At 65.6% G+C, this 18,299-nt stretch carries 14 protein-coding genes; 7 read left to right on the forward strand and 7 right to left on the reverse strand.

Annotation, left to right across the window (positions count from 1 at the left end; all coding sequences use genetic code 11):
- The first annotated feature begins 146 nt into the window (after positions 1 to 146).
- Entirely contained in the window at positions 147 to 1,460 is a 1,314-nt protein-coding gene (gene lplT / locus B3098_RS07555) for a lysophospholipid transporter LplT (protein ID WP_175137318.1), read from the forward strand.
- A gap of 74 nt (positions 1,461 to 1,534) precedes the next feature.
- Here the strand turns inward: lplT and B3098_RS07560 are convergent, their stop codons facing one another.
- Together B3098_RS07560 and tsaB are read right to left on the reverse strand one after the other, a co-directional pair.
- Entirely contained in the window at positions 1,535 to 2,554 is a 1,020-nt protein-coding gene (locus B3098_RS07560; protein ID WP_286894302.1) for a uracil-DNA glycosylase, read from the reverse strand.
- Positions 2,551 to 3,807, reverse strand: a complete 1,257-nt coding sequence (gene tsaB, locus B3098_RS07565) for a tRNA (adenosine(37)-N6)-threonylcarbamoyltransferase complex dimerization subunit type 1 TsaB (RefSeq protein WP_286894304.1) — start codon at positions 3,805 to 3,807, stop codon at positions 2,551 to 2,553. Before tsaB ends, B3098_RS07560 begins: the two co-directional genes overlap by 4 nt.
- Before the next feature lie 131 nt (positions 3,808 to 3,938).
- Here tsaB and ompR point away from each other — a divergent pair, with 131 nt between their 5' ends.
- The 4 genes from ompR to B3098_RS07585 all read left to right on the forward strand — a co-directional run bounded on the left by ompR (position 3,939) and on the right by B3098_RS07585 (position 7,309).
- On the forward strand, positions 3,939 to 4,673 hold the full coding sequence (gene ompR / locus B3098_RS07570; RefSeq protein ID WP_053246610.1) for a two-component system response regulator OmpR: 735 nt from the start codon (positions 3,939 to 3,941) through the stop codon (positions 4,671 to 4,673).
- A 4-nt stretch (positions 4,674 to 4,677) separates the two neighbouring features.
- A complete protein-coding gene (locus B3098_RS07575; RefSeq protein WP_286894707.1) occupies positions 4,678 to 6,105 on the forward strand; it encodes an ATP-binding protein in 1,428 nt (475 codons plus the stop codon).
- Between the two features lie 60 nt (positions 6,106 to 6,165).
- On the forward strand, positions 6,166 to 6,714 hold the full coding sequence (locus B3098_RS07580) for a peroxiredoxin (RefSeq protein ID WP_006217982.1): 549 nt from the start codon (positions 6,166 to 6,168) through the stop codon (positions 6,712 to 6,714).
- 76 nt (positions 6,715 to 6,790) lie between these two features.
- Complete coding sequence (locus B3098_RS07585; RefSeq protein WP_013392160.1) at positions 6,791 to 7,309, forward strand: carboxymuconolactone decarboxylase family protein; 519 nt, start codon at positions 6,791 to 6,793, stop codon at positions 7,307 to 7,309.
- Positions 7,310 to 7,448: 139 nt separating this feature from the next.
- On the opposite strand, the gene B3098_RS07590 is transcribed toward B3098_RS07585, so the two are convergent.
- The 3 genes from B3098_RS07590 to ispD all read right to left on the reverse strand — a co-directional run bounded on the left by B3098_RS07590 (position 7,449) and on the right by ispD (position 10,912).
- Positions 7,449 to 9,563: a DUF4344 domain-containing metallopeptidase gene (locus B3098_RS07590; RefSeq protein ID WP_286894311.1), complete on the reverse strand. Its 2,115-nt coding sequence runs from the start codon at positions 9,561 to 9,563 to the stop codon at positions 7,449 to 7,451.
- Positions 9,564 to 9,740: 177 nt separating this feature from the next.
- Positions 9,741 to 10,232 carry a 2-C-methyl-D-erythritol 2,4-cyclodiphosphate synthase gene (ispF, locus tag B3098_RS07595; protein WP_175137314.1) on the reverse strand — a complete coding sequence of 164 codons (492 nt, stop codon included), beginning with the start codon at positions 10,230 to 10,232 and terminating at the stop codon, positions 9,741 to 9,743.
- Complete coding sequence (ispD, locus tag B3098_RS07600) at positions 10,229 to 10,912, reverse strand: 2-C-methyl-D-erythritol 4-phosphate cytidylyltransferase (protein ID WP_279971819.1); 684 nt, start codon at positions 10,910 to 10,912, stop codon at positions 10,229 to 10,231. The genes ispF and ispD overlap by 4 nt, the downstream gene beginning before the upstream one ends.
- Before the next feature lie 29 nt (positions 10,913 to 10,941).
- On the opposite strand from ispD, the gene mfd reads away from it, so the two are divergent.
- Both mfd and serB read left to right on the forward strand, forming a co-directional pair.
- Entirely contained in the window at positions 10,942 to 14,424 is a 3,483-nt protein-coding gene (mfd, locus tag B3098_RS07605) for a transcription-repair coupling factor (RefSeq protein ID WP_286894315.1), read from the forward strand.
- A 25-nt stretch (positions 14,425 to 14,449) separates the two neighbouring features.
- Positions 14,450 to 15,307, forward strand: a complete 858-nt coding sequence (gene serB / locus B3098_RS07610) for a phosphoserine phosphatase SerB (RefSeq protein ID WP_286894317.1) — start codon at positions 14,450 to 14,452, stop codon at positions 15,305 to 15,307.
- Positions 15,308 to 15,418: 111 nt separating this feature from the next.
- On the opposite strand, the gene B3098_RS07615 is transcribed toward serB, so the two are convergent.
- Together B3098_RS07615 and B3098_RS07620 are read right to left on the reverse strand one after the other, a co-directional pair.
- Positions 15,419 to 17,680 carry a TonB-dependent receptor gene (locus B3098_RS07615; protein WP_175123007.1) on the reverse strand — a complete coding sequence of 754 codons (2,262 nt, stop codon included), beginning with the start codon at positions 17,678 to 17,680 and terminating at the stop codon, positions 15,419 to 15,421.
- A gap of 289 nt (positions 17,681 to 17,969) precedes the next feature.
- The gene (locus tag B3098_RS07620; RefSeq protein WP_286894319.1) at positions 17,970 to 18,299 is read right to left on the reverse strand and encodes a DUF2818 family protein; all 330 of its coding nucleotides are present in this window, start codon (positions 18,297 to 18,299) and stop codon (positions 17,970 to 17,972) included.

Below are 18,299 nucleotides of genomic sequence, written 5' to 3' on the forward strand. Positions count from 1 at the left end.
TTACCCAGACGTTGGGGCCGGACAACCCGCGGGCAAACGCGCAATGGCTGGCCGCAACGCTCCGGCTATACTCCCTGACACTTTTTGGCACGACACATAATTTTCACGCGGACTGGCCAGGCTCTGGCCGAAGAACGGGGACATTCTTGAAACGTGGTTTCTATCTGGTCATGGCGGCGCAGGCCTTCTCGTCATTGGCGGACAACGCGTTGTTCATCGCAGCGATCGCCTTGATTCAGGAGTTGCACGGCCCTGACTGGCTGGCCCCCATGATGAAGTGGTCGTTCGCGTTGGCCTATGTCGTGCTGGCCGCATTCGTCGGCGCCATCGCGGACTCCTACCCCAAGGGCCGCGTGATGTTCTCCACCAATGCCCTGAAGGTGGCGGGCTGTCTGCTGATGTTCTCGTACGCCAGCATTGGCGTCGCCCCCGAATACCAGACCTGGCTGGTCTGCGCCGCCTACGGCGTGGTGGGCATCGGCGCCGCCGCCTACTCCCCCGCCAAGTACGGCATCGTGACGGAAATGCTGCCGCCGACCATGCTGGTCAAGGGCAATAGCTGGATCGAGGGCCTGACCGTCTTCTCCATCATCCTGGGCACGGTCCTGGGCGGCCTCCTGATTTCCTCGTCGGTGTCCACCGCCCTGCTTAGCCACTCCTTCATCGGCAGCCTGGTCCACACGCCGGCCGAAGCAGCCATCCTGGTCATCGCCTTCGTGTACCTGCTGGCCGCGCTGTGCAACCTGATGATTCCGCGCACGCACGTGCGCTATCCGCCGCAGCAGAAGAACCCCGTTCGCCTGATCCGCACGTTCTGGGGCTACGTCTGCGTGCTGTGGAAGGACAAGCTGGGCCAGATTTCCCTCGCTGTCACCACGCTCTTCTGGGGCGCCGGCGCCACCCTGCAGCTGATCGTCATCGAATGGGGCCGCAGCCATCTGGGTTACCAGCTCGACAAGGCCTCGATGCTGATGGGCGTGGCCGCACTGGGCACGGTGGTGGGGTCGATCCTGGCCGGGCGCATTCCGCTGCGCCGCGCGCTCGCCGTGCTGCCGGTAGGCGCCATGATGGGTCTCGTCGTGCTGCTGATGCCGCTGGTCTACCAGCCCTGGAGCGTCTATCTTCTCCTGCTGCTGACGGGCGGCCTGGCCGGTTTCTTCGTGGTGCCCATGAACGCCCTGCTCCAGCACCGCGGTCACGTGTTGCTGTCGGCCGGCCATTCGATCGCCGTGCAGAACTTCAACGAACAGCTCAACATCCTGCTCATGGTGGCGATGTACACGCTGCTGCTGTGGCTGGAACTGCCGATCAACGTGATCATCGTCATCTTCGGCACCGTGGTGGCCGTGCTGATGGTGGTGTTCATGCGCTGGAGCAAGCGCAACATGCAGGCCAACCCCGACCTGCATGACCAGATCGGCCAGGAAGGCCACGGCCGCGCGTTGGATTCGACGCACTAGGACAATCGCGCCAAGTGCTTGATGCAGCAACAAAAAACCGGGCAATTGCCCGGTTTTTCTTTGACCCCTGCGCCCTATAGCTCGCGGGCGGCCAGCTTCAGGTCCTGCCAGGCCCGCGCCTTCTCGGACGGGCTGCGCAGCAGGTAGGCGGGGTGGTAGCTCACGATGACCGGGATCTGCACGCCTTCGTCCGTCTTCAGATGATGGACGCGGCCGCGCAGGTTGCCGATGGTGGCGTCGGTGCCCAGCAGCGTCTGCGCCGCGAACCGGCCCAGCACCAGGATGCGCTCGGGTTTCAGCAGCGCAATCTGCCGCATCAGGTACGGGCTGCAGGCCGCGATTTCCTCGGGCTTGGGATTGCGGTTGCCCGGGGGACGGCACTTGATGACGTTGGTGATGAAAACGTCGCGCTCGCGGCTCATGCCGACCGCCGCCAACATCGCGTCCAGCAACTGCCCGGACCGTCCCACGAAAGGCTGGCCCTGGCGGTCTTCCTGTTCGCCCGGCGCTTCGCCCACGACGAGCCAGCGGGTGGGCTGGGCGCCCTGCCCGACCACCGCGTGACGGCGTCCCTTGCACAGGCCGCACGCGGCGCACGCCACGACCTGCGCCGCCAACTGCTCCAGATTGGCATCCTTGACGGCCTCGGCCACCGGAATGGGCGGCGGCGCCTCTTCCTGGACCTCGACCTTCGGCGCGGGACGCGGCGGGGGGCCGGTGCGGTTCAGGATCGAAGCCGGAATAGCCGATGCGCGGCCAGAAGCCGGCTCTGCCGGGGCGGTGCGCGCCACGGCGGGCGGGGCGACCGGCTCGGCGGCGTCCACCGGAGCAGCCGCCGGGGCGTCGCGCCGCGCTTCGACGGGAGTCGGCGCATCAATCGGGGAATGGGGTGCGGTATTCGGACCGCCAGGAGACTCGGCAGCCGGCGTCTGCCCGGGCGCGGCGCCAGACGCTACTGGCCCCGCCTTGGCGACCGGCACGGCAGGCGGCGTGCGCAGCCATAGCCGCTCCATGCCAAGCTCGCGCAACCAGATGCGCTGCAACGGGTTGATGCGGGGCGGCGCCGGGCGCGGCGCGGCGTCCATCGGGCTCATGCCGGTGCTCCGTCGGGTTCGCCGAAGCGCTTCTGCATGACGATGGCGTCCTCGCGACCGCCCTTCTCGGCCGGGTAGTAGGCCCGGCGCATGCCGATCTGCAGATAGCCGTGGCCCTTATAGAAACTGATGGCGGACGTGTTGGACGGTCTCACTTCCAGGAGCAGGCCTTCGAGGCCGCGTTCGCGCGCCTGCTGCTCGCACCAGTCGAGCAGCACGCCGCCCAGTCCCTGCCGATGCAGGTCTTGGGCCACCGCGATCACCAGCAGATGCGCCACGTCCGGCGCAAACATCAGAATGCAGAAGCCCGCCAGCTTGCCCTCCCGCCGCAACGTCCAGGCGCCATAGCCCGACGCCAGCGCGTCCGCGAAGTTTCCGCGGGTCCAGGGGAAGGCCTGCACTTGCGCCTCCAGCGCCACGACCTCGTCCAGATCGGCATCTGTCATGGGCTGCGGGACCGGCGCGGCAAGCGACGGCTGCGCCTTGGGATTGCCGCCCTCGCCGCGCAGGCGCTCGGCGGTGGTGAACGCCACCTTGTCGCGCACATAGAGCGGCGCGGCCAGCTCGGGCGCCAGCGTTTCGCCGCGCAGCCAGCCCTGGCGGGCAAGCCGCGCCACGCTGGCCGCCTGCGACCGCTGGGCTTCGGTGGCCCGGCGCCATTCGGCGGGCGCGGCCATGTCGGCGGCATAGGCTTCCCAGGCATCGCCAGCCAGTAGCGGCGTCAGCGGCTGCCCGGCGCGGGCCGACCAGTTGGGCAGATGGTGCGCCGTCCAGGGCACGACCTCGGCGGCGGCAATCAGCATCGGGGCTTGGAGCGTTTCCCAGACAGATTCCTCGCCCGCGGCGTCGCCGCGACGGTAGACTGCCAGATAGACCTCGTTCATGCGGGCGTCCAGGGCCACGACGACAGCGTCGGCGGGGGTGCCATCGACGTCGGCGGCCACGGCCTGGTGCGAAACAATAGGCAACACCGGGATCCCCAGCCCCAGGGCCATGCCCTGGGCGACGCCGCATGCCACGCGCAGCCCCGTGAAGCCGCCAGGCCCCTGCCCGAACGCCACGGCATGCAACCCGGACGGCGTGATGCCGGCCTCGGCGAGCAGCGCATCGGCCATAGGCAGTAGGCGCTCGGCGTGTTCCTGGGATCCTTCGTGTTCGCGGACGCTGATCTCCAGACGGCCGTCGACCGCCCGTAAAAGGGCCACGCCACAACGTGACGACGAAGTTTCCAGTGCCAGCAGGTTTAGTTCCATAGATGCAGATTGTACGAAATAAGCCGCTGTTACCCCCGTGTGTAAGGGGGATTTCAACCAGGGATCGCAATGTGTAATATCTTGTGAACGCCCTCTAGCCCCCGGTTCTTGTCACTGTTACATTTCCGGCCATGAATACGCAAAACACCACCCCCACCCGAAAAATCCTCGTCGTTGACGACGATCCGCGCTTGCGCGATCTGCTTCGCCGGTACTTGTCCGAACAGGGTTTCAACGTTTTCGTTGCCGAAGACGCGAAAGAGATGGGCAAACTCTGGCAACGAGAGCATTTTGACCTGCTCGTGCTGGACCTGATGCTGCCCGGCGAAGATGGCCTGTCCATCTGCCGCCGGCTGCGCGGTGGCCACGACAATACCCCCATCATCATGCTCACGGCCAAGGCGGAAGAAATCGACCGCATCGTCGGGCTTGAGATGGGCGCGGACGATTACCTGTCCAAGCCGTTCAATCCCCGCGAACTGCTGGCGCGCATCAATGCGATTCTGCGCCGCCGCGGCACCGAGGAACACCCCGGCGCGCCCAGCCAGGAAAACGAGTCCATCGTCTTCGGCCCCTACGTGCTGAATCTGTCCACCCGTACGCTCACGCGCAACGGCGAACAGGTGCCCATCACCACGGGTGAATTTTCGGTGCTCAAGGTCTTTGCGCGCCATCCGAAGATTCCCCTGTCGCGCGACAAGCTCATGGAACTGGCCCGCGGCCGCGAATACGAAGCCTTCGATCGCAGCCTCGACGTCCAGATCTCGCGTCTGCGCAAGCTGATCGAGCCGAACCCGTCCAAGCCCGTATTCATCCAGACCGTCTGGGGTCTGGGGTACGTGTTCGTTCCGGACGGTGGTAGCTGATCGGCTGGCCCGCCCGGTGCAGGAGCGCAGCGTCGTGCCGCGCTTGCGCAGAACATTCAGGAACCTGACATCACGTTTGCGGCTCGGCTTGTTCGGCCGCACGTTCCTTTTGCTCGCCGCGCTGATGCTCGTCAGCCTGGGCGCGTGGCTTCAAGTATTTTTCAGCATGGAGCTGGGACCGCGCGCCAATCAAATGGCGCAGCGGGTGATCACGGCCGTCAATATCACGCGCACCGCGCTGATCTATTCGCATAACGGCGAACGCAGCAAGCTCCTCCTCGACCTGGCTACCAATGAAGGCATCCAGGTCTATCCGCGCGAGGTCACCGACTTCGCCGAAGCCCTCCCCGACGACGACTACTGGCAGCGTGTGGCGCAGCATATCCGCACGCGCTTCGGCCCGGAGACGCAGATTGCCTGGGGCGTGAACCAGGTACCTGGCTTCTGGGTCAGTTTCCAGATAGAAAAAGATCTGTACTGGCTGGTGTTCGAGCGTGAGCAGATCGGTCTTACAGGCGGAATCGAGTGGCTGGGCTGGGGCGCCACGGCGCTATTGCTGTCATTGGTCGGCGCGGCGGTCAGCGTGGGCTTCGTCAACCGGCCGCTGTCCAGGTTGGCGCGGGCCGCACAGGTGCTGTCGCGCGGCGAAACGCCCGCGGCCCTGCCCGAACAAGGCCCGCTCGAGATCCGCGACCTGAACGCGTCGTTCAACCGCATGGCCAAGGACTTGCGCCAGGCGGAGGCCGACCGCGAGCTCATGCTGGCGGGCATCTCACATGACCTGCGCACGCCACTTGCCCGGATGCGTCTGGAAATCGAGCTGAGCGGCGTATCGGAAGACGCGCGGCAGGCCATCGACGAAGACCTGGGCCAGATCGACCACAGCATCGGGCAGCTCATGGAGTACGCCCGTCCCGCCGGCACCTTGCCGCAGCTCGCCACCGACATTTCCGCCGTGCTGGCCGAACTGTACGAACGCGAACGCAGCCACACCGCCTCGCTGGGCGGCGAGCTGGACGCGGCGTTGGAACCTGGCCTGCGCGCCCGCATCACCGCGCTGGACCTGAAGCGTATCGTCAGCAACCTGATCGAGAACGCGCGCCGCTACGGGCGCTCGCCCGATGACGGCATGGCGCACCTGAACATGACACTGCAGGCCGAAGGCAGCATGATCGTCATCGAGGTCTCCGATCGCGGCCCCGGCATCGCGCCCGAAGACGTGGATCGCCTGCTTCGCCCGTTCTCCCGCGGCGAGGCGGCGCGCACCGGCGTCAGCGGCGCGGGACTGGGTCTGGCCATCGTCGAACGCCTGCTCAAACACGTTGGCGGGTCGCTCCGGATGCTGCCCCGAGAAGGCGGCGGACTGACCGCGAGGATAGAGCTGCCCAAAGCCAAGTTTAGGAATTATCAATTAGACAACGCTAATCCATAGCGTAGAATTTATGGTTTTGAGGCCTGGCCTCATCTCCACCCAACAACTACGGGAGTAAACATGAAAACTGTTGGCGACAAACTCGAACCCTTCAAGGTCACCGGCGTCAAGCCCGGCTTCAATCAGCACGAAGAAAACGGCGTGTCGGCGTTCGAAGACATCACCGAAAGCTCGTTCCCCGGCAAGTGGAAGGTGATCTACTTCTACCCGAAAGACTTCACGTTTGTGTGCCCGACCGAAATCGTCGGCTTCAACAAGCTGGCCAAGGATTTCGAAGACCGCGACGCCGTCCTGCTGGGCGGTTCGACCGACAACGAATTCGTCAAGCTGGCCTGGCGCCGTGAGCACCCGGATCTGAACAAGCTGGGTCACTACCAATTCGGCGACACCACCGGCGCCCTGATCGACCAATTGGGCGTGCGTGAAAAGGGTGCTGGCGTTGCGCTGCGCGCCACCTTCATCGTTGACCCGGACAACACGATCCAGCACGTTTCGGTGAACAACCTGAACGTCGGCCGTAATCCGGAAGAAGTTCTGCGTCTGCTCGACGGTCTGCAAACCGACGAACTGTGCCCGTGCAACCGTACGGTTGGCGGCGCCACGCTGTAATTTCCAGCCCGGTCCGGACCCTGCCCTGCAGGGGCCCGCGCCGGGCTTTAACTGCGCTAGATTATAGGTAAAAACTATGGAATTTCTTACTACCATTAAGGAACAGCTGCCGGATTGGGCCAAGGACATCCGCCTGAATCTGGACGCCGTGATCGCCCGCTCGACGCTGGCTCCCGAAGACGCCGTGGGCGCCGCCCTGTCCGCCGCCTATGCCGCGCGCAGCCCGGTGCTGGTTGAAGCCTTCAAGAGCGGCCTGTCCGAAGGCGACGCCAACGCCGCCCTGACCGCTTCCGCCCTCATGGGCATGAACAACACCTGGTATCCCTACGTGGAGATGACCGGCGACGCCCAGCTCAAAAGCCTGCCGGCCCAGCTGCGCATGAATGCCTACGCCACCCATGGCGGCGTGGACAAGAAGCGCTTCGAGCTATTCGCCCTGGTGGCCTCCATCATCGGCAAGTGCCACTTCTGCGTGGCCTCGCATTATGAAAACCTGAAAAACGACGGCCTGTCGACCGAACAGCTGCGCGATGCCGGCCGTATCGCCGCCGTCGTCAACGCCGCCGCGCTGGCGCTGGCTGCCCAAGGCAAGTAAGCGATTCGCCGACCGCAAAAAAGCCCGCCTGCATCATGCAGGCGGGCTTTTCTTTTGGCGGCGCCGCTGCGTCGTTTCCGATGACGCGGTTCTGGCCGGCGCCGGGCCCGTTGCCGCAGCCCGGCAAGTCACCGCCGGATTACTTGCCCGCGGCGGGTTTCACCGGCGCAGTGGGCAGGCCGTTGGCGGTCCAGGCCTCCATGCCGCCGCGATACCAGTAGGCGCGCCAGCCGAGCGACCCGGCGCGCAACGCGCCGTTGTAGGCCGAGCGGTCATTCATGCCCGCGCCCATGAACACGATGGGCGCGTTGCGCTGCCCGCCGGTCTTCTTCTTCAGCCAGTCGTCCAGCGCGCCTTGCAGATGGTCCGCGACGCTGCCGTCCGACCCGGCATCGGGCAGCGGATAGGCGATGGGCAGCGTGTCCCGCCCCGCGCTGGTGTCGATGATCAGGATGTTCTTCTCGTTATTGATCAGCTTGACCAGGTCGGCCGTGGTGATGACATCGGCGCGTGTGTGCTTGACAGGCGTCGGCCCCCGGTAGGGGGACGAGAACAGCAGGCTGGTCGGCGGCACGCCGAAGTCCTTCAGCTCGTCGAAAGCGCCGGCGGGCAGCGCGGGCATGCCCTGCCCCGCCGCAGGTGCTTGCCGCGGCGCCGTCTGCGACGCGCCACCCTTGTTGGCGACGACCTCGCCACCGACCGTGCCCATTTCGATGTCGGAAATCATCACCGCGATGTTCTCGATCAGCTCGTAGCACATCGTGATCGAGCCCTCGCGCGGGTTGTACCAGGCGTTCAACTGGCCGCAGTCCTTGAACGTCACATTGATCGGCCGCGGCAGGACGTAGGTGTTGCCCAGATCCTTGACGCTGTTGGTGACGGCGTTGGACATGGCCGTCGCGAACAGGTTGCCGATCTTGCGCTTGGAGGGTTCCAGCACTACGTTGACCGGCGCGCCGGGCGCGTTGGCCGGTTGCTGGCCGTCCGGCGTCCAGGTGCCCACGCGGGTATGGGGCGCCAACAGGTGGCGCCAGGCCCGGTTCTGCTTGTTGAATTCGTCGGTGCAACGCGCCTTGGTCCGGTCCTCGAACCCGACGTGCTTGACCACGTTCTCGAAGACGGCGGGATTGCCGCCATACATGATGCAGAGCATGTTGCGGAAGCGCTTCAGGTCGCCGGTGTGCTCGTCCTGCCAGGCCGAGTTCGCCGACGCGCCCCGCTTTTCCGCCAGCATGCCGCTGTAGTACCACTGCAGGGCCGCATACGTGGCAGCCTCGCGGGCCATGAAGTTCACGTCCTCGTTGTCGGACGGGTAGATGGTGGGCTCGACGATCCGCAAGGCCGAATACATGTCGACCGCGTCTTCTTCCGCGCCCGTCGACGGCAGTTCCAGCTCGCCGATCAGGGCGTGTCCGAACTCGTGCAGGAAGATGCTGCGCATGATGCCGATGTAGACCGCGACGATGCGCAAGGTGTCCCCGCCGAAACGGGGATATGGGCCGGCGCCGGCCAGCTCCGGGCTGTTGTCGGCGGGGGCTTGGGCGGGGGGCGACGCCGCCGACGGCACGCGCGGCGCGCCGGCACTACCTTGCCCGGCACTACCCCGTCCGGCGCTGCCCTGTCCGGCGGTCCCTTGCGCTCCCACCCCGACCGGCTTGCCGGCCACGTCCGAGACGATCATGAAATCCGCAATGCCGAACGTGCCTTCGTCATAGGCCATGATGCCGATCTCGCTGCCCAGCGCGGCCTCGTCCTCGATATCGCCGATCTTCTGACCATTGACCAGGAAACGCGCGGCGCCCGGCACCTCCACCACGCGGATGCGGTCGGTGCCGTCCAGTTTGGCGACGTTGGGAACGGACGCGATATCGCGGCGCTTCTGGCCTTCCAGACAGAACAGCAAAATGTTGCGGTCCGCCCGGATCTCCAGCAGGCACAGGCCCTTGCGCGCGTTGTTGTTCAGCGCAATGCCGATGGACGCCTTGGGACTCTTCGAGTTGACCATCACGTTGACGTCGGTGATGCGTCCGCTTTCCGGGGCGGGTCCCGGATTGATGTAGAACGTCTGCTCGCCGCCCGGGACATCGCTGTTGCGCAGGGTGAACCAGCCGTCCTGCTCGCCGACATGCCAGCCTTGCAAAAGCTGCTGCTTGACCGTGCCGGCCAGTGGACCGAGCTGCTTCTCGTAGGCCGCGTGGGCGGAGGTAGCAAAAGCGGCCAGCACAAAAAGTAGCCCCGCGCCACGTAATCGCATCTGAGTGTCCCTGATTAGTCAGATTTCAAGTCGCGCAGCGTAAGTCAGAACAATGCGGTCCGCTTATTCATTTGTTAAAGATGTATGCCAACGTAAAAGCCGCCCGGCCTGGCGGCTCGGGCGGCTTTGAAATACCGGATAAGCGTGGCGCGAACGCCACGCAGCGCGGCCCGCGGGTCAGGGGTCCGCGCGCGCCAGCAAGGCGACTACGGTGGCCGCGATGCCTTCCTTGCGGCCCAGATAACCCAGGCCCTCGTTGGTCTTGGCCTTGATGTTGACCTCGGATTCGGCCAGGCCGGTGTCGTCGGCGATGTTCTTCACCATGGCAGGGGCGTGCGGGCCGATCTTGGGCGCTTGGGCGTGCAGCGTGGCGTCGATATTGACCGGTGTCCACCCCGCTTTGCGCACGCGCGCCATGGCCTCGCGCAGCAGCACACGGCTGTCGGCGCCCTTGAACGCCGGATCGGTATCCGGAAAGTGCCGGCCGATGTCGCCCAGGCCCGCCGCGCCCAGCAGCGCGTCGGTGATCGCGTGCAGCAGCACGTCCGCATCGGAATGGCCCAAGAGGCCGTGGGTATGGGGAATCGTGACCCCGCCGATAATCAGCGGCCGGCCTTCGACCAGCGCATGCACGTCAAAGCCCTGCCCGACGCGAAAAGGAATGCTCATAGCCATTTTTCCATCAGTTCAAAATCGTCCGGCCACGTCACCTTGAAGTTGCGCGTTGAACCGGTGACCAGCAGCGGCGCATAGCCGGCGGCCTCGATGGCCGAGGCCTCGTCGGTGACGGCGATGCCGTTCACGGACGCGGCGGTCAGCGCATCGCGCAGCACGCCCGCGCGAAACATCTGCGGCGTCTGCGCCAGCCAAAGGCCATTGCGGTCTAGCGTGCGCTCCACGCGATCGTGGCCGCCCTTGACCGTGTCGGCCACCGGCAGTGCCAGCAGCCCGCCGACCGGGTCCGCCAGGCACGCGTCGATCAGCCGCCCCAGCGCCGCGGCGGGCAAGCCCGGGCGGGCCGCGTCATGAACCAGCACCCAGGCATCGTCCGTGACCTCGCTGTCGGCCAGCGCGCCCGCGACCGTATCGGCGCGCGTGGCGCCGCCGCAGGCACGCCAGACGGTGCGCGGCAAGCCCGCCAGCGCGGCGTCGACCCAGCCGTCGCCCGGCGTGACCGCCACGCGCACCTGCGACACGCGTTCATCGGCCAGCAGCGCGCTTACCGCGTGGCGCAGCATGGGCTGTCCGGCCAATGGACGGTATTGCTTCGGAACGGCCTCGTGCCCGGGCCGGCTGGCGCGGGCGCCGACGCCGGCGGCGGGCACGATTGCGATGATTGAGTCAGACATGGTGCGGAGATTTTATAATCGTTCGCTTGATGTCCGCTTCCAGCCTGATGCCCGCCCCTTCCTCCTCCGCCACGGCCGCACCGCCCGTCCCCGCCACGGTCCCCACCCTGTCCGCGCTGAAGCCCGGCACGCGCTATGCGCAGCCCCGGCCGCCGGGCTCCGGCGACGCCTGGCTGCTGGCCGATCTGGCGCGCCAGGCCAGCGCGCCGCTGGTCATCCTGACCGCCGAGCCCCTTGAAGCGCAGCGGCTGGCCGAGGAAATCCAGCTGTTTGCGCCCAGCCTGCGCGTGCGGCAGCTGCCCGACTGGGAAACGCTGCCCTACGACGCATTCTCGCCGCACCAGGACCTGATCTCCGAGCGCCTGAACACGCTGCACGCGCTGATGATGAAGACGGTGGACGTGCTGACGGTGCCCATCACCACGGCGCTGTACCGCGTCGCACCGCCCTCGTTCCTGGCCGCCTACACGTTCTCGTTCAAGCAGAAGGACAGGCTGAACGAAGCGGCGCTGCGCGCCCAACTGACGCTGGCCAATTACAACCACGTCACCCAGGTAACCTCGCCGGGCGAATTCTGCCTGCGGGGTGGCCTGATCGATCTGTTCCCGATGGGCTCGGTGGTGCCGTACCGGCTGGACCTGTTCGACGACGAGATCGAAACCATCCGCAGTTTCGACGTCGACACCCAGCGCAGCCTGTACCCCGTGCGCGAGGTGCAGCTTCTGCCCGGCCGCGAATTCCCGATGGACGAAGACTCGCGCAACCGCTTCCGGGCGCGCTTTCGCGAAGTCTTCGAAGGCGATCCTTCCCGCGCCCTGCCCTATAAAGACATCGGCAACGGCATCCCGTTTGCCGGCGTCGAGTACTACCTGCCGCTCTTCTTTGAAGAAACCGCCACGCTGTTCGACTACGTGGCCGACGGCACGGTCATGGTCACCGTCGGCGACATCGACGACGCGATCCAGCGCTTCAACCAGGACACGACCAGCCGCTACGGCTTCCTGAAAAGCGACCGCGAACGCCCCGTGCTGCCGCCGTCCGCCCTGTTCCTGGACAGCGAATCGCTCTATGGCCGCCTCAAGGCATTCCGCCGCCTGTCGCTGACTGCGGGCCAGCCGCATCCGGACTTCCGGGCCGCGCCCGACGTCAGCGTGGCGCGGCGCGCCGAAGATCCCATCGCCAAGCTGCGCACGCTGGTAGAAAAGCGGCACACCCGCGTGCTGCTGTGCGCCGATTCGGCCGGCCGGCGCGAGACACTGGTGCAGATGCTGAACGAGTTCGGCGTCACGCCTGATGCGCAGCCTGACACCATCGAGGGCTTCCTGGCGTCGGACGCGCATTTTGGCATCGTCGCCTCGCCGCTGGGCATCGGGTTCGAACTGCCCGGCGCCAACCTGGCCTTCCTGACCGAGAACGATCTCTACCCCGGACTGGCGACCACCGGCCGCCGCGGCAAGCGCGACCAGGAACGCGCCAGCAACGTCGAAGCCATGGTGCGCGACCTGTCCGAGCTGCGCGAGGGCGACCCCGTCGTCCACGCCCAGCACGGCATCGGCCGCTATCACGGCCTGGTCAACATGGACATGGGCGAAGGCGAGATGGAGTTCCTTCATCTTGAATACGCCAACGGCAGCACGCTGTACGTGCCCGTGTCGCAACTGCACGTGATCGCGCGCTACAGCGGCGCCGACCCGGAAGCCGCACCGTTGCACCAGCTGGGTTCAGGCCAATGGGACAAGGCGCGCCGCAAGGCCGCCAAACAGGTTCGCGACACCGCCGCCGAATTGCTGGCGCTGTATGCGCAGCGCGCCGCACGCGAAGGCTTTGCGTTCAACCTGCCGCTGAACGATTACGAGGCGTTTGCCGAGGGCTTCGGCTTCGAAGAGACGGCCGACCAGGCCGCCGCCATCCAGGCCGTGATCAGCGACATGACCTCCGGCCGCCCCATGGACCGGCTCGTCTGCGGCGACGTCGGTTTCGGCAAGACCGAAGTCGCGCTGCGCGCCGCCTTCCTGGCCGTCGCCAACGGCAAACAGGTGGCGCTGCTGTGCCCCACCACCCTGCTCGCCGAACAGCACGCGCAGACTTTTACCGACCGCTTTGCCGACTGGCCCGTGCGCGTCGTGGAACTATCGCGCTTCCGCTCGGCCAAGGAAGTCTCCAGCGCCATCGAAGGCATCAACGACGGCCGGGTCGACATCGTCATCGGCACGCACAAGATCCTGTCTAAGGACGTGAAATTCAAGCGCCTGGGCCTGGTCATCATCGACGAGGAACATCGTTTCGGCGTGCGCCAGAAAGAAGCGCTCAAGTCGCTGCGCGCCGAAGTCGACGTGCTGACACTGACCGCGACGCCCATCCCGCGCACGCTCGGCATGTCACTCGAAGGCATCCGCGACTTCTCCGTCATTGCCACGGCGCCGCAAAAGCGCCTGGCCATCAAGACCTTCGTGCGGCGCGAGGACGGCAGCACGCTGCGCGAAGCCCTGCTGCGCGAGCTAAAGCGCGGCGGCCAGTGCTACTTCCTGCACAACGAGGTCGAAACCATCCATAACCGCCGCGCGCGCCTGGAAGAGCTGGTGCCCGAGGCCCGGATCGCCGTCGCGCACGGCCAGATGCCCGAGCGCGAACTCGAACAGGTGATGAAGGGCTTCTACCAGCAGCGCTACAACGTGCTGCTGTGCACCACCATCATCGAAACCGGCATCGACGTGCCCAGCGCCAACACCATCGTGATCCACCGCGCTGACCGCTTCGGTCTGGCGCAACTGCACCAGCTGCGCGGCCGCGTCGGGCGATCGCACCACCAGGCCTACGCCTACCTGCTGACCCCGGGCGAGGACGCGATCACCAGCAACGCCAAGAAGCGGCTGGAAGCCATCCAGGCCATGGAAGAGCTGGGCTCGGGCTTTTACCTGGCCATGCACGACCTCGAAATCCGCGGCACCGGCGAAGTCCTGGGCGACTCGCAGTCGGGCAACATCCAGGAAGTCGGCTTCTCGATGTACAACGAGATGCTCAACGAGGCCGTGCGCGCCCTGCGCGCGGGAGAAGAGCCCGACCTGGACGCGCCCTTCAACCTGGCGTGCGAAGTCAATCTGCACGCGCCGGCGCTGCTGCCGTCCGACTATTGCGCCGACGTGCACGCGCGCCTGGCCATCTACAAGCGGTTGGCGCACGCGGCGGACGAAGACGACCTGATCCACATCCAGGAAGAACTGATCGACCGTTTCGGCAAACTGCCGGAGGCGGCGCAGACGCTGCTGGCCACGCACCGCCTGCGCCTCGCCGCCCAACCGCTGGGCATCGTCAAGATCGATGCCAGCGAAGCGCAGGCGCTGATCCAGTTCGGCCCCAAGACCTCGGTCGATCCGGCCCGCATCATCGAGCTCGTCCAGCGGCAGCGGCACATCAAGCTGGCCGGGCAGGACAAGTTGCGCGTCGAGATCAAGGCGCCTCAACTCCCGGCCCGTGCCGACGCCGTGCGCGCCGTTCTGCGCGCCCTGAAGTAATTCCCGACACCCTTACCCATCCGCCATGACTACCCACAATCTCGTCGTCCAATCCCCCGGCCTCGCCATCGAACATGCGGAGCAGCTTGCCGCGCTGGCCCAGGCCCAGGGCGTGGCGCGCATCAGCAACACCGCCGCCCGCCTGCTCGACGTGCAACACGACGACGAGACGCGCGCCGTGGTGGGCGCCTGGGCCGAAGCGCGCGGCGTCGACGCTGCCTTCGTGCCCGCCGGTCTGAAGCTGGCCAACTGCAAGATCCTGGCCATGGACATGGATTCGACCTTGATCAACATCGAGTGCATCGACGAGATCGCGGGCGTGGTGGGCGTGAAGGACAAGGTGTCGGAGATCACCGAAGCCGCCATGCGCGGCGAGATCAAGGATTTCGCGGAAAGCCTGCGCCGCCGGGTTGCGCTGCTCAAGGGCGCGCCCGCTGGCGCGCTGGACGAGGTCTACGAGGAAAAGCTGCGCCTGAATCCGGGCGCCGAGCGTCTGATCACCACGGCCCAGGCCGCCGGCATCAAGGTGCTGCTGGTGTCGGGCGGCTTCACCTTCTTCACCGAGCGCCTGCGCGCCCGCCTGAACCTGGACAGCGCTCATGCCAACACGCTCGAGATCGAAAATGGCGTGCTGACCGGCCGCGTGCTGGGCGACATCCTGGACGCCGACGCCAAGGCCACGCACCTGCGCGAGTTCGCGCGCACGCACGGCGCCTCGACGGATCAGATCATCGCCATGGGCGACGGCGCCAACGACCTGAAGATGCTGGCCAACGCCGGCTTCCCGGTGGCCTACCACGCCAAGCCGCTGGTGCGTCAGCAGACGCGCTATGCGCTCAATGTCTCGGGATTGGACGGCGTGCTGAACTGGTTCGAAAGCTGATCCTGCGACAGGGTGTCAGACACCGGCCCCCTTTCCCAAAGCAAAAGCCACCTCAATAAATGAGGTGGCTTTTTTCATGCAAGTCGGCGCCGCGGACGCGGCGCCCCTTGATCAGTACCGCACGCGCAGCGACAGCAGCGCCGCCCGGCCCGTGCCCAGCGCCGCATAGTGCGCGGCGTAGGCCTTCGTGTAGTACGTCTCATCAAAGATGTTCAGCACGTTCAACTGCGCCGAGAAGTGCTCGTTGAATTCGTAGCCGGCCATCGCGTCGAAGCGCCAGTACGAAGGCACCCAGCGCGCCTTGGGCGTACCGTCGGCGTTCTTCGTGGCGTCCGAGTTGCCGTACACCTTGTCGACGTAATACGCGCCGCCGCCGACCGTCAGCTTGGGCAGGACCTTGTAGGTCGTCCACAGGCTGAAGGCGTTGCGCGGCGTGTTGGGCAGGTCCTGGCCGACGGCGCCGCTGTTGTACGCGCCCTTGGTCATTTCGCTGTCCATGAAGGTGTAGCCGCCGAACACGTTCCACTTGGGCGTGATGGCGCCCGAGAATCCCAGTTCGATGCCGCGCACCTTGGCTTCGCCCACCTGCGCCACTTCGGTCGCGGACACGGCCACGCTGGTGTTCTTGCGGATGTCCTGGAACGCCGCGGCCGACAGCGTCAACTTGTCGTCGAACACCTGCCACTTCGTGCCCAGCTCCACCGTGCGGCTCTTTTCAGGTTCCAGCGAAGACGTCGACAGTGACGTCGCATCGCTGATCGCGCCGCCGGCAATGGCGGACGGCGTGGACGAGGTGCCGTACGTGGCGTAAATAGTGCCGTTGGGCACCGGCTTGTACGCCAGGCCGACCTGGTAGTTAAAGAGGTTGTCCTCGCGGCTCGTGCTGTAGAACGCGGGCGTGCTGGCCGGATCGCTGCGGCCGCGCGCGATGTTGCTGCCGCTGGTGCGGTAGTTGTCCCAGCGCGCGCCCAGGCTCGCTTGCCATTGCTCGTTGAACTTGATGGTGTCAAAGCCGTACAGCGCCAGCGTGTCCGTGTTGTAGACGGCGGGGTTGTTGTTGCGCGTCAGCTTGCCGGTGTAGTCGTCGTGGGGATTCGGATCCCACAGCGACGTGCACAGCGCCGGGTTCGACAGGTCGGTTGCGCTGACCTTGCAGTCCATCGGGCCTCGGGCGATCGTCTGGGTGTAGCTGTCCTTGTCCTGCTTGATGTTGCTGTACTCAAATCCCAGGTCGAACGAGTGCTTCAGGCTGCCGGTCTCGAATTCACCCGTCAGGTCCGTCTGGTTGGCGAAGGTCTTGGTGACGTAGTAGCCGGACTTGAGCGCACGGTACACCAGGCCGTTCGGGATGTTGCCCTTGCTGTCGTCGGGATTGGTCGCTGCAAAGTCGGTCGTGCCGCGGCCATAGCGCGTCACGTTACGCAGTTGCAGCTTGTCGGAAAAGTCGTGCTGGAAGTCCACCGTGGCGACGTCATCGCGCGTCTTCATGAAGTCGCGCCCGGTCAGGCCGTAGAACGACTTGCGGCTCACGCCCATCGTCTCCGTCACCGGCTGGCCCGACTTCGGGTCATACGGAATGGAGTAGTCGGGCATGCTGTCGTCTTGGTAGTGGTAATAGCTCAGCGTGATGCGGGTCGGCGTGCCCACGCCCAGCATCAGCGACGGCGCAACGCCCCAGCGCTCGAAATCCACGGCGTCATCGCGGCCCGGCGTGTCGCCCTTGTTGCCCATCACGTTCAGGCGGAACGCCGCCTTGTCGCCCAGGCGCCAGTTGCTGTCGATGGTGGCACGGTAGTTGTTGTCCGTGCCGATCTGCGCCGTGGCTTCGGTGAAGTCCGTGGTCTTGGGCGCCTTGCTGACCATGTTGATGCTGCCGCCCGCGCCGCCCCGGCCCGAATACACCGAGTCCGGCCCCTTGATGATTTCGACCTGCTCCAGATTGAACGTATCGCGCACCTGGGTGCTGCTGTCGCGGATGCCGTCCAGGAAAATGCTGCCGGCGGAATTCTGGCCGCGGATGATCGGCAAGTCGCCGCCCGGACGGCCACCTTCGCCGGCGCCGAACGTGATGCCCGGCGAGTTGCGCAGCACGTCCTGCAACGTCGACGCGGCCTGATCCTGGATCACCTGCTGCGGCACAACCTGCACTGTGCGCGGCGTGTCCAGCAAAGGCGCGGTCATCTTGGGCGACTGCGCGGTCGAGGTCTGATAGGACGAGCTTTCGCCCTCGACGCGGACAGGCGACAACTGCGTCACGCCGGTGTCGGCGGACTGGGCTGCGGCATAGGGGCTGACGAACAACGCGGGCGCGGCAATGGCGGCGGCCAGCGAGGTGGCGAGCGTATTCAGCGAATACGAATCTTGGGGCTTCAAGCGGACTTCTCCAGAACGTAAATAACAACGATTCTTGTTTTTTGTTGTTTGCGATTCTGAACGGAGGCGCTGAATGAAACCTGAATGAAAGCCCCTTCCAAATCAAAAGGATAAAAAAACAACAGCTTTGATCTTGCTCAAAATCCAGAACGGATCGGAGATCAAAAAAGGGGCGGATTGCGGCCGTATTCTGCGCGAGGCAAAGTCGACTCGGAGGTTGCAGCACACATAAAAAACGCCCCGATCGGGGCGTCTTGGTGCGTCCATGTGCAGGCAGGCTGCTGCGTCGTCAGGTCCGCAGACGCGGATGCCGCTTGAAGAGATACCGGTACACAAACCCGGGATACGCCAGCACCAGAAACAGGCTGAGCGTAATCGCGTAGAACTCCCAGGTCTGGGCGAAACGGTTGCCCAGCGTGGACTCGAAGGCAAATCCCAGCGCGCCGACGATGGCGTAGAACACCAGCACTTCGATCAGGCGCATCCAGAACGGTTTGACCACCACCGCCCCGCCCTGCTTCCAGGGCAGCACGGCAAAGACGCGCTCGGTCAGGAAGGGAAGATTCGCGCTGACAAGCGCCAGCGCGATCAACAGCCATACCGCCAGCGTCTGGTTCAT

The organism is Achromobacter sp. UBA2119 (assembly GCF_002331005.1).
Classification (GTDB): domain Bacteria; phylum Pseudomonadota; class Gammaproteobacteria; order Burkholderiales; family Burkholderiaceae_B; genus Achromobacter; species Achromobacter animicus.

What these genes read in the sequence shown, in the direction of transcription:
- B3098_RS07560 (WP_286894302.1), bottom strand. Translation starts at nt 2,554, where the DNA reads ATGAGCCCGATGGACGCCGCGCCGCGCCCGGCGCCGCCCCGCATCAAC.
- tsaB (WP_286894304.1), bottom strand. Translation starts at nt 3,807, where the DNA reads ATGGAACTAAACCTGCTGGCACTGGAAACTTCGTCGTCACGTTGTGGC.
- ompR (WP_053246610.1), top strand. Translation starts at nt 3,939, where the DNA reads ATGAATACGCAAAACACCACCCCCACCCGAAAAATCCTCGTCGTTGAC.
- B3098_RS07580 (WP_006217982.1), top strand. Translation starts at nt 6,166, where the DNA reads ATGAAAACTGTTGGCGACAAACTCGAACCCTTCAAGGTCACCGGCGTC.
- B3098_RS07585 (WP_013392160.1), top strand. Translation starts at nt 6,791, where the DNA reads ATGGAATTTCTTACTACCATTAAGGAACAGCTGCCGGATTGGGCCAAG.
- B3098_RS07590 (WP_286894311.1), bottom strand. Translation starts at nt 9,563, where the DNA reads ATGCGATTACGTGGCGCGGGGCTACTTTTTGTGCTGGCCGCTTTTGCT.
- ispF (WP_175137314.1), bottom strand. Translation starts at nt 10,232, where the DNA reads ATGAGCATTCCTTTTCGCGTCGGGCAGGGCTTTGACGTGCATGCGCTG.
- ispD (WP_279971819.1), bottom strand. Translation starts at nt 10,912, where the DNA reads ATGTCTGACTCAATCATCGCAATCGTGCCCGCCGCCGGCGTCGGCGCC.
- mfd (WP_286894315.1), top strand. Translation starts at nt 10,942, where the DNA reads ATGTCCGCTTCCAGCCTGATGCCCGCCCCTTCCTCCTCCGCCACGGCC.
- serB (WP_286894317.1), top strand. Translation starts at nt 14,450, where the DNA reads ATGACTACCCACAATCTCGTCGTCCAATCCCCCGGCCTCGCCATCGAA.
- B3098_RS07620 (WP_286894319.1), bottom strand. Translation starts at nt 18,299, where the DNA reads ATGAACCAGACGCTGGCGGTATGGCTGTTGATCGCGCTGGCGCTTGTC.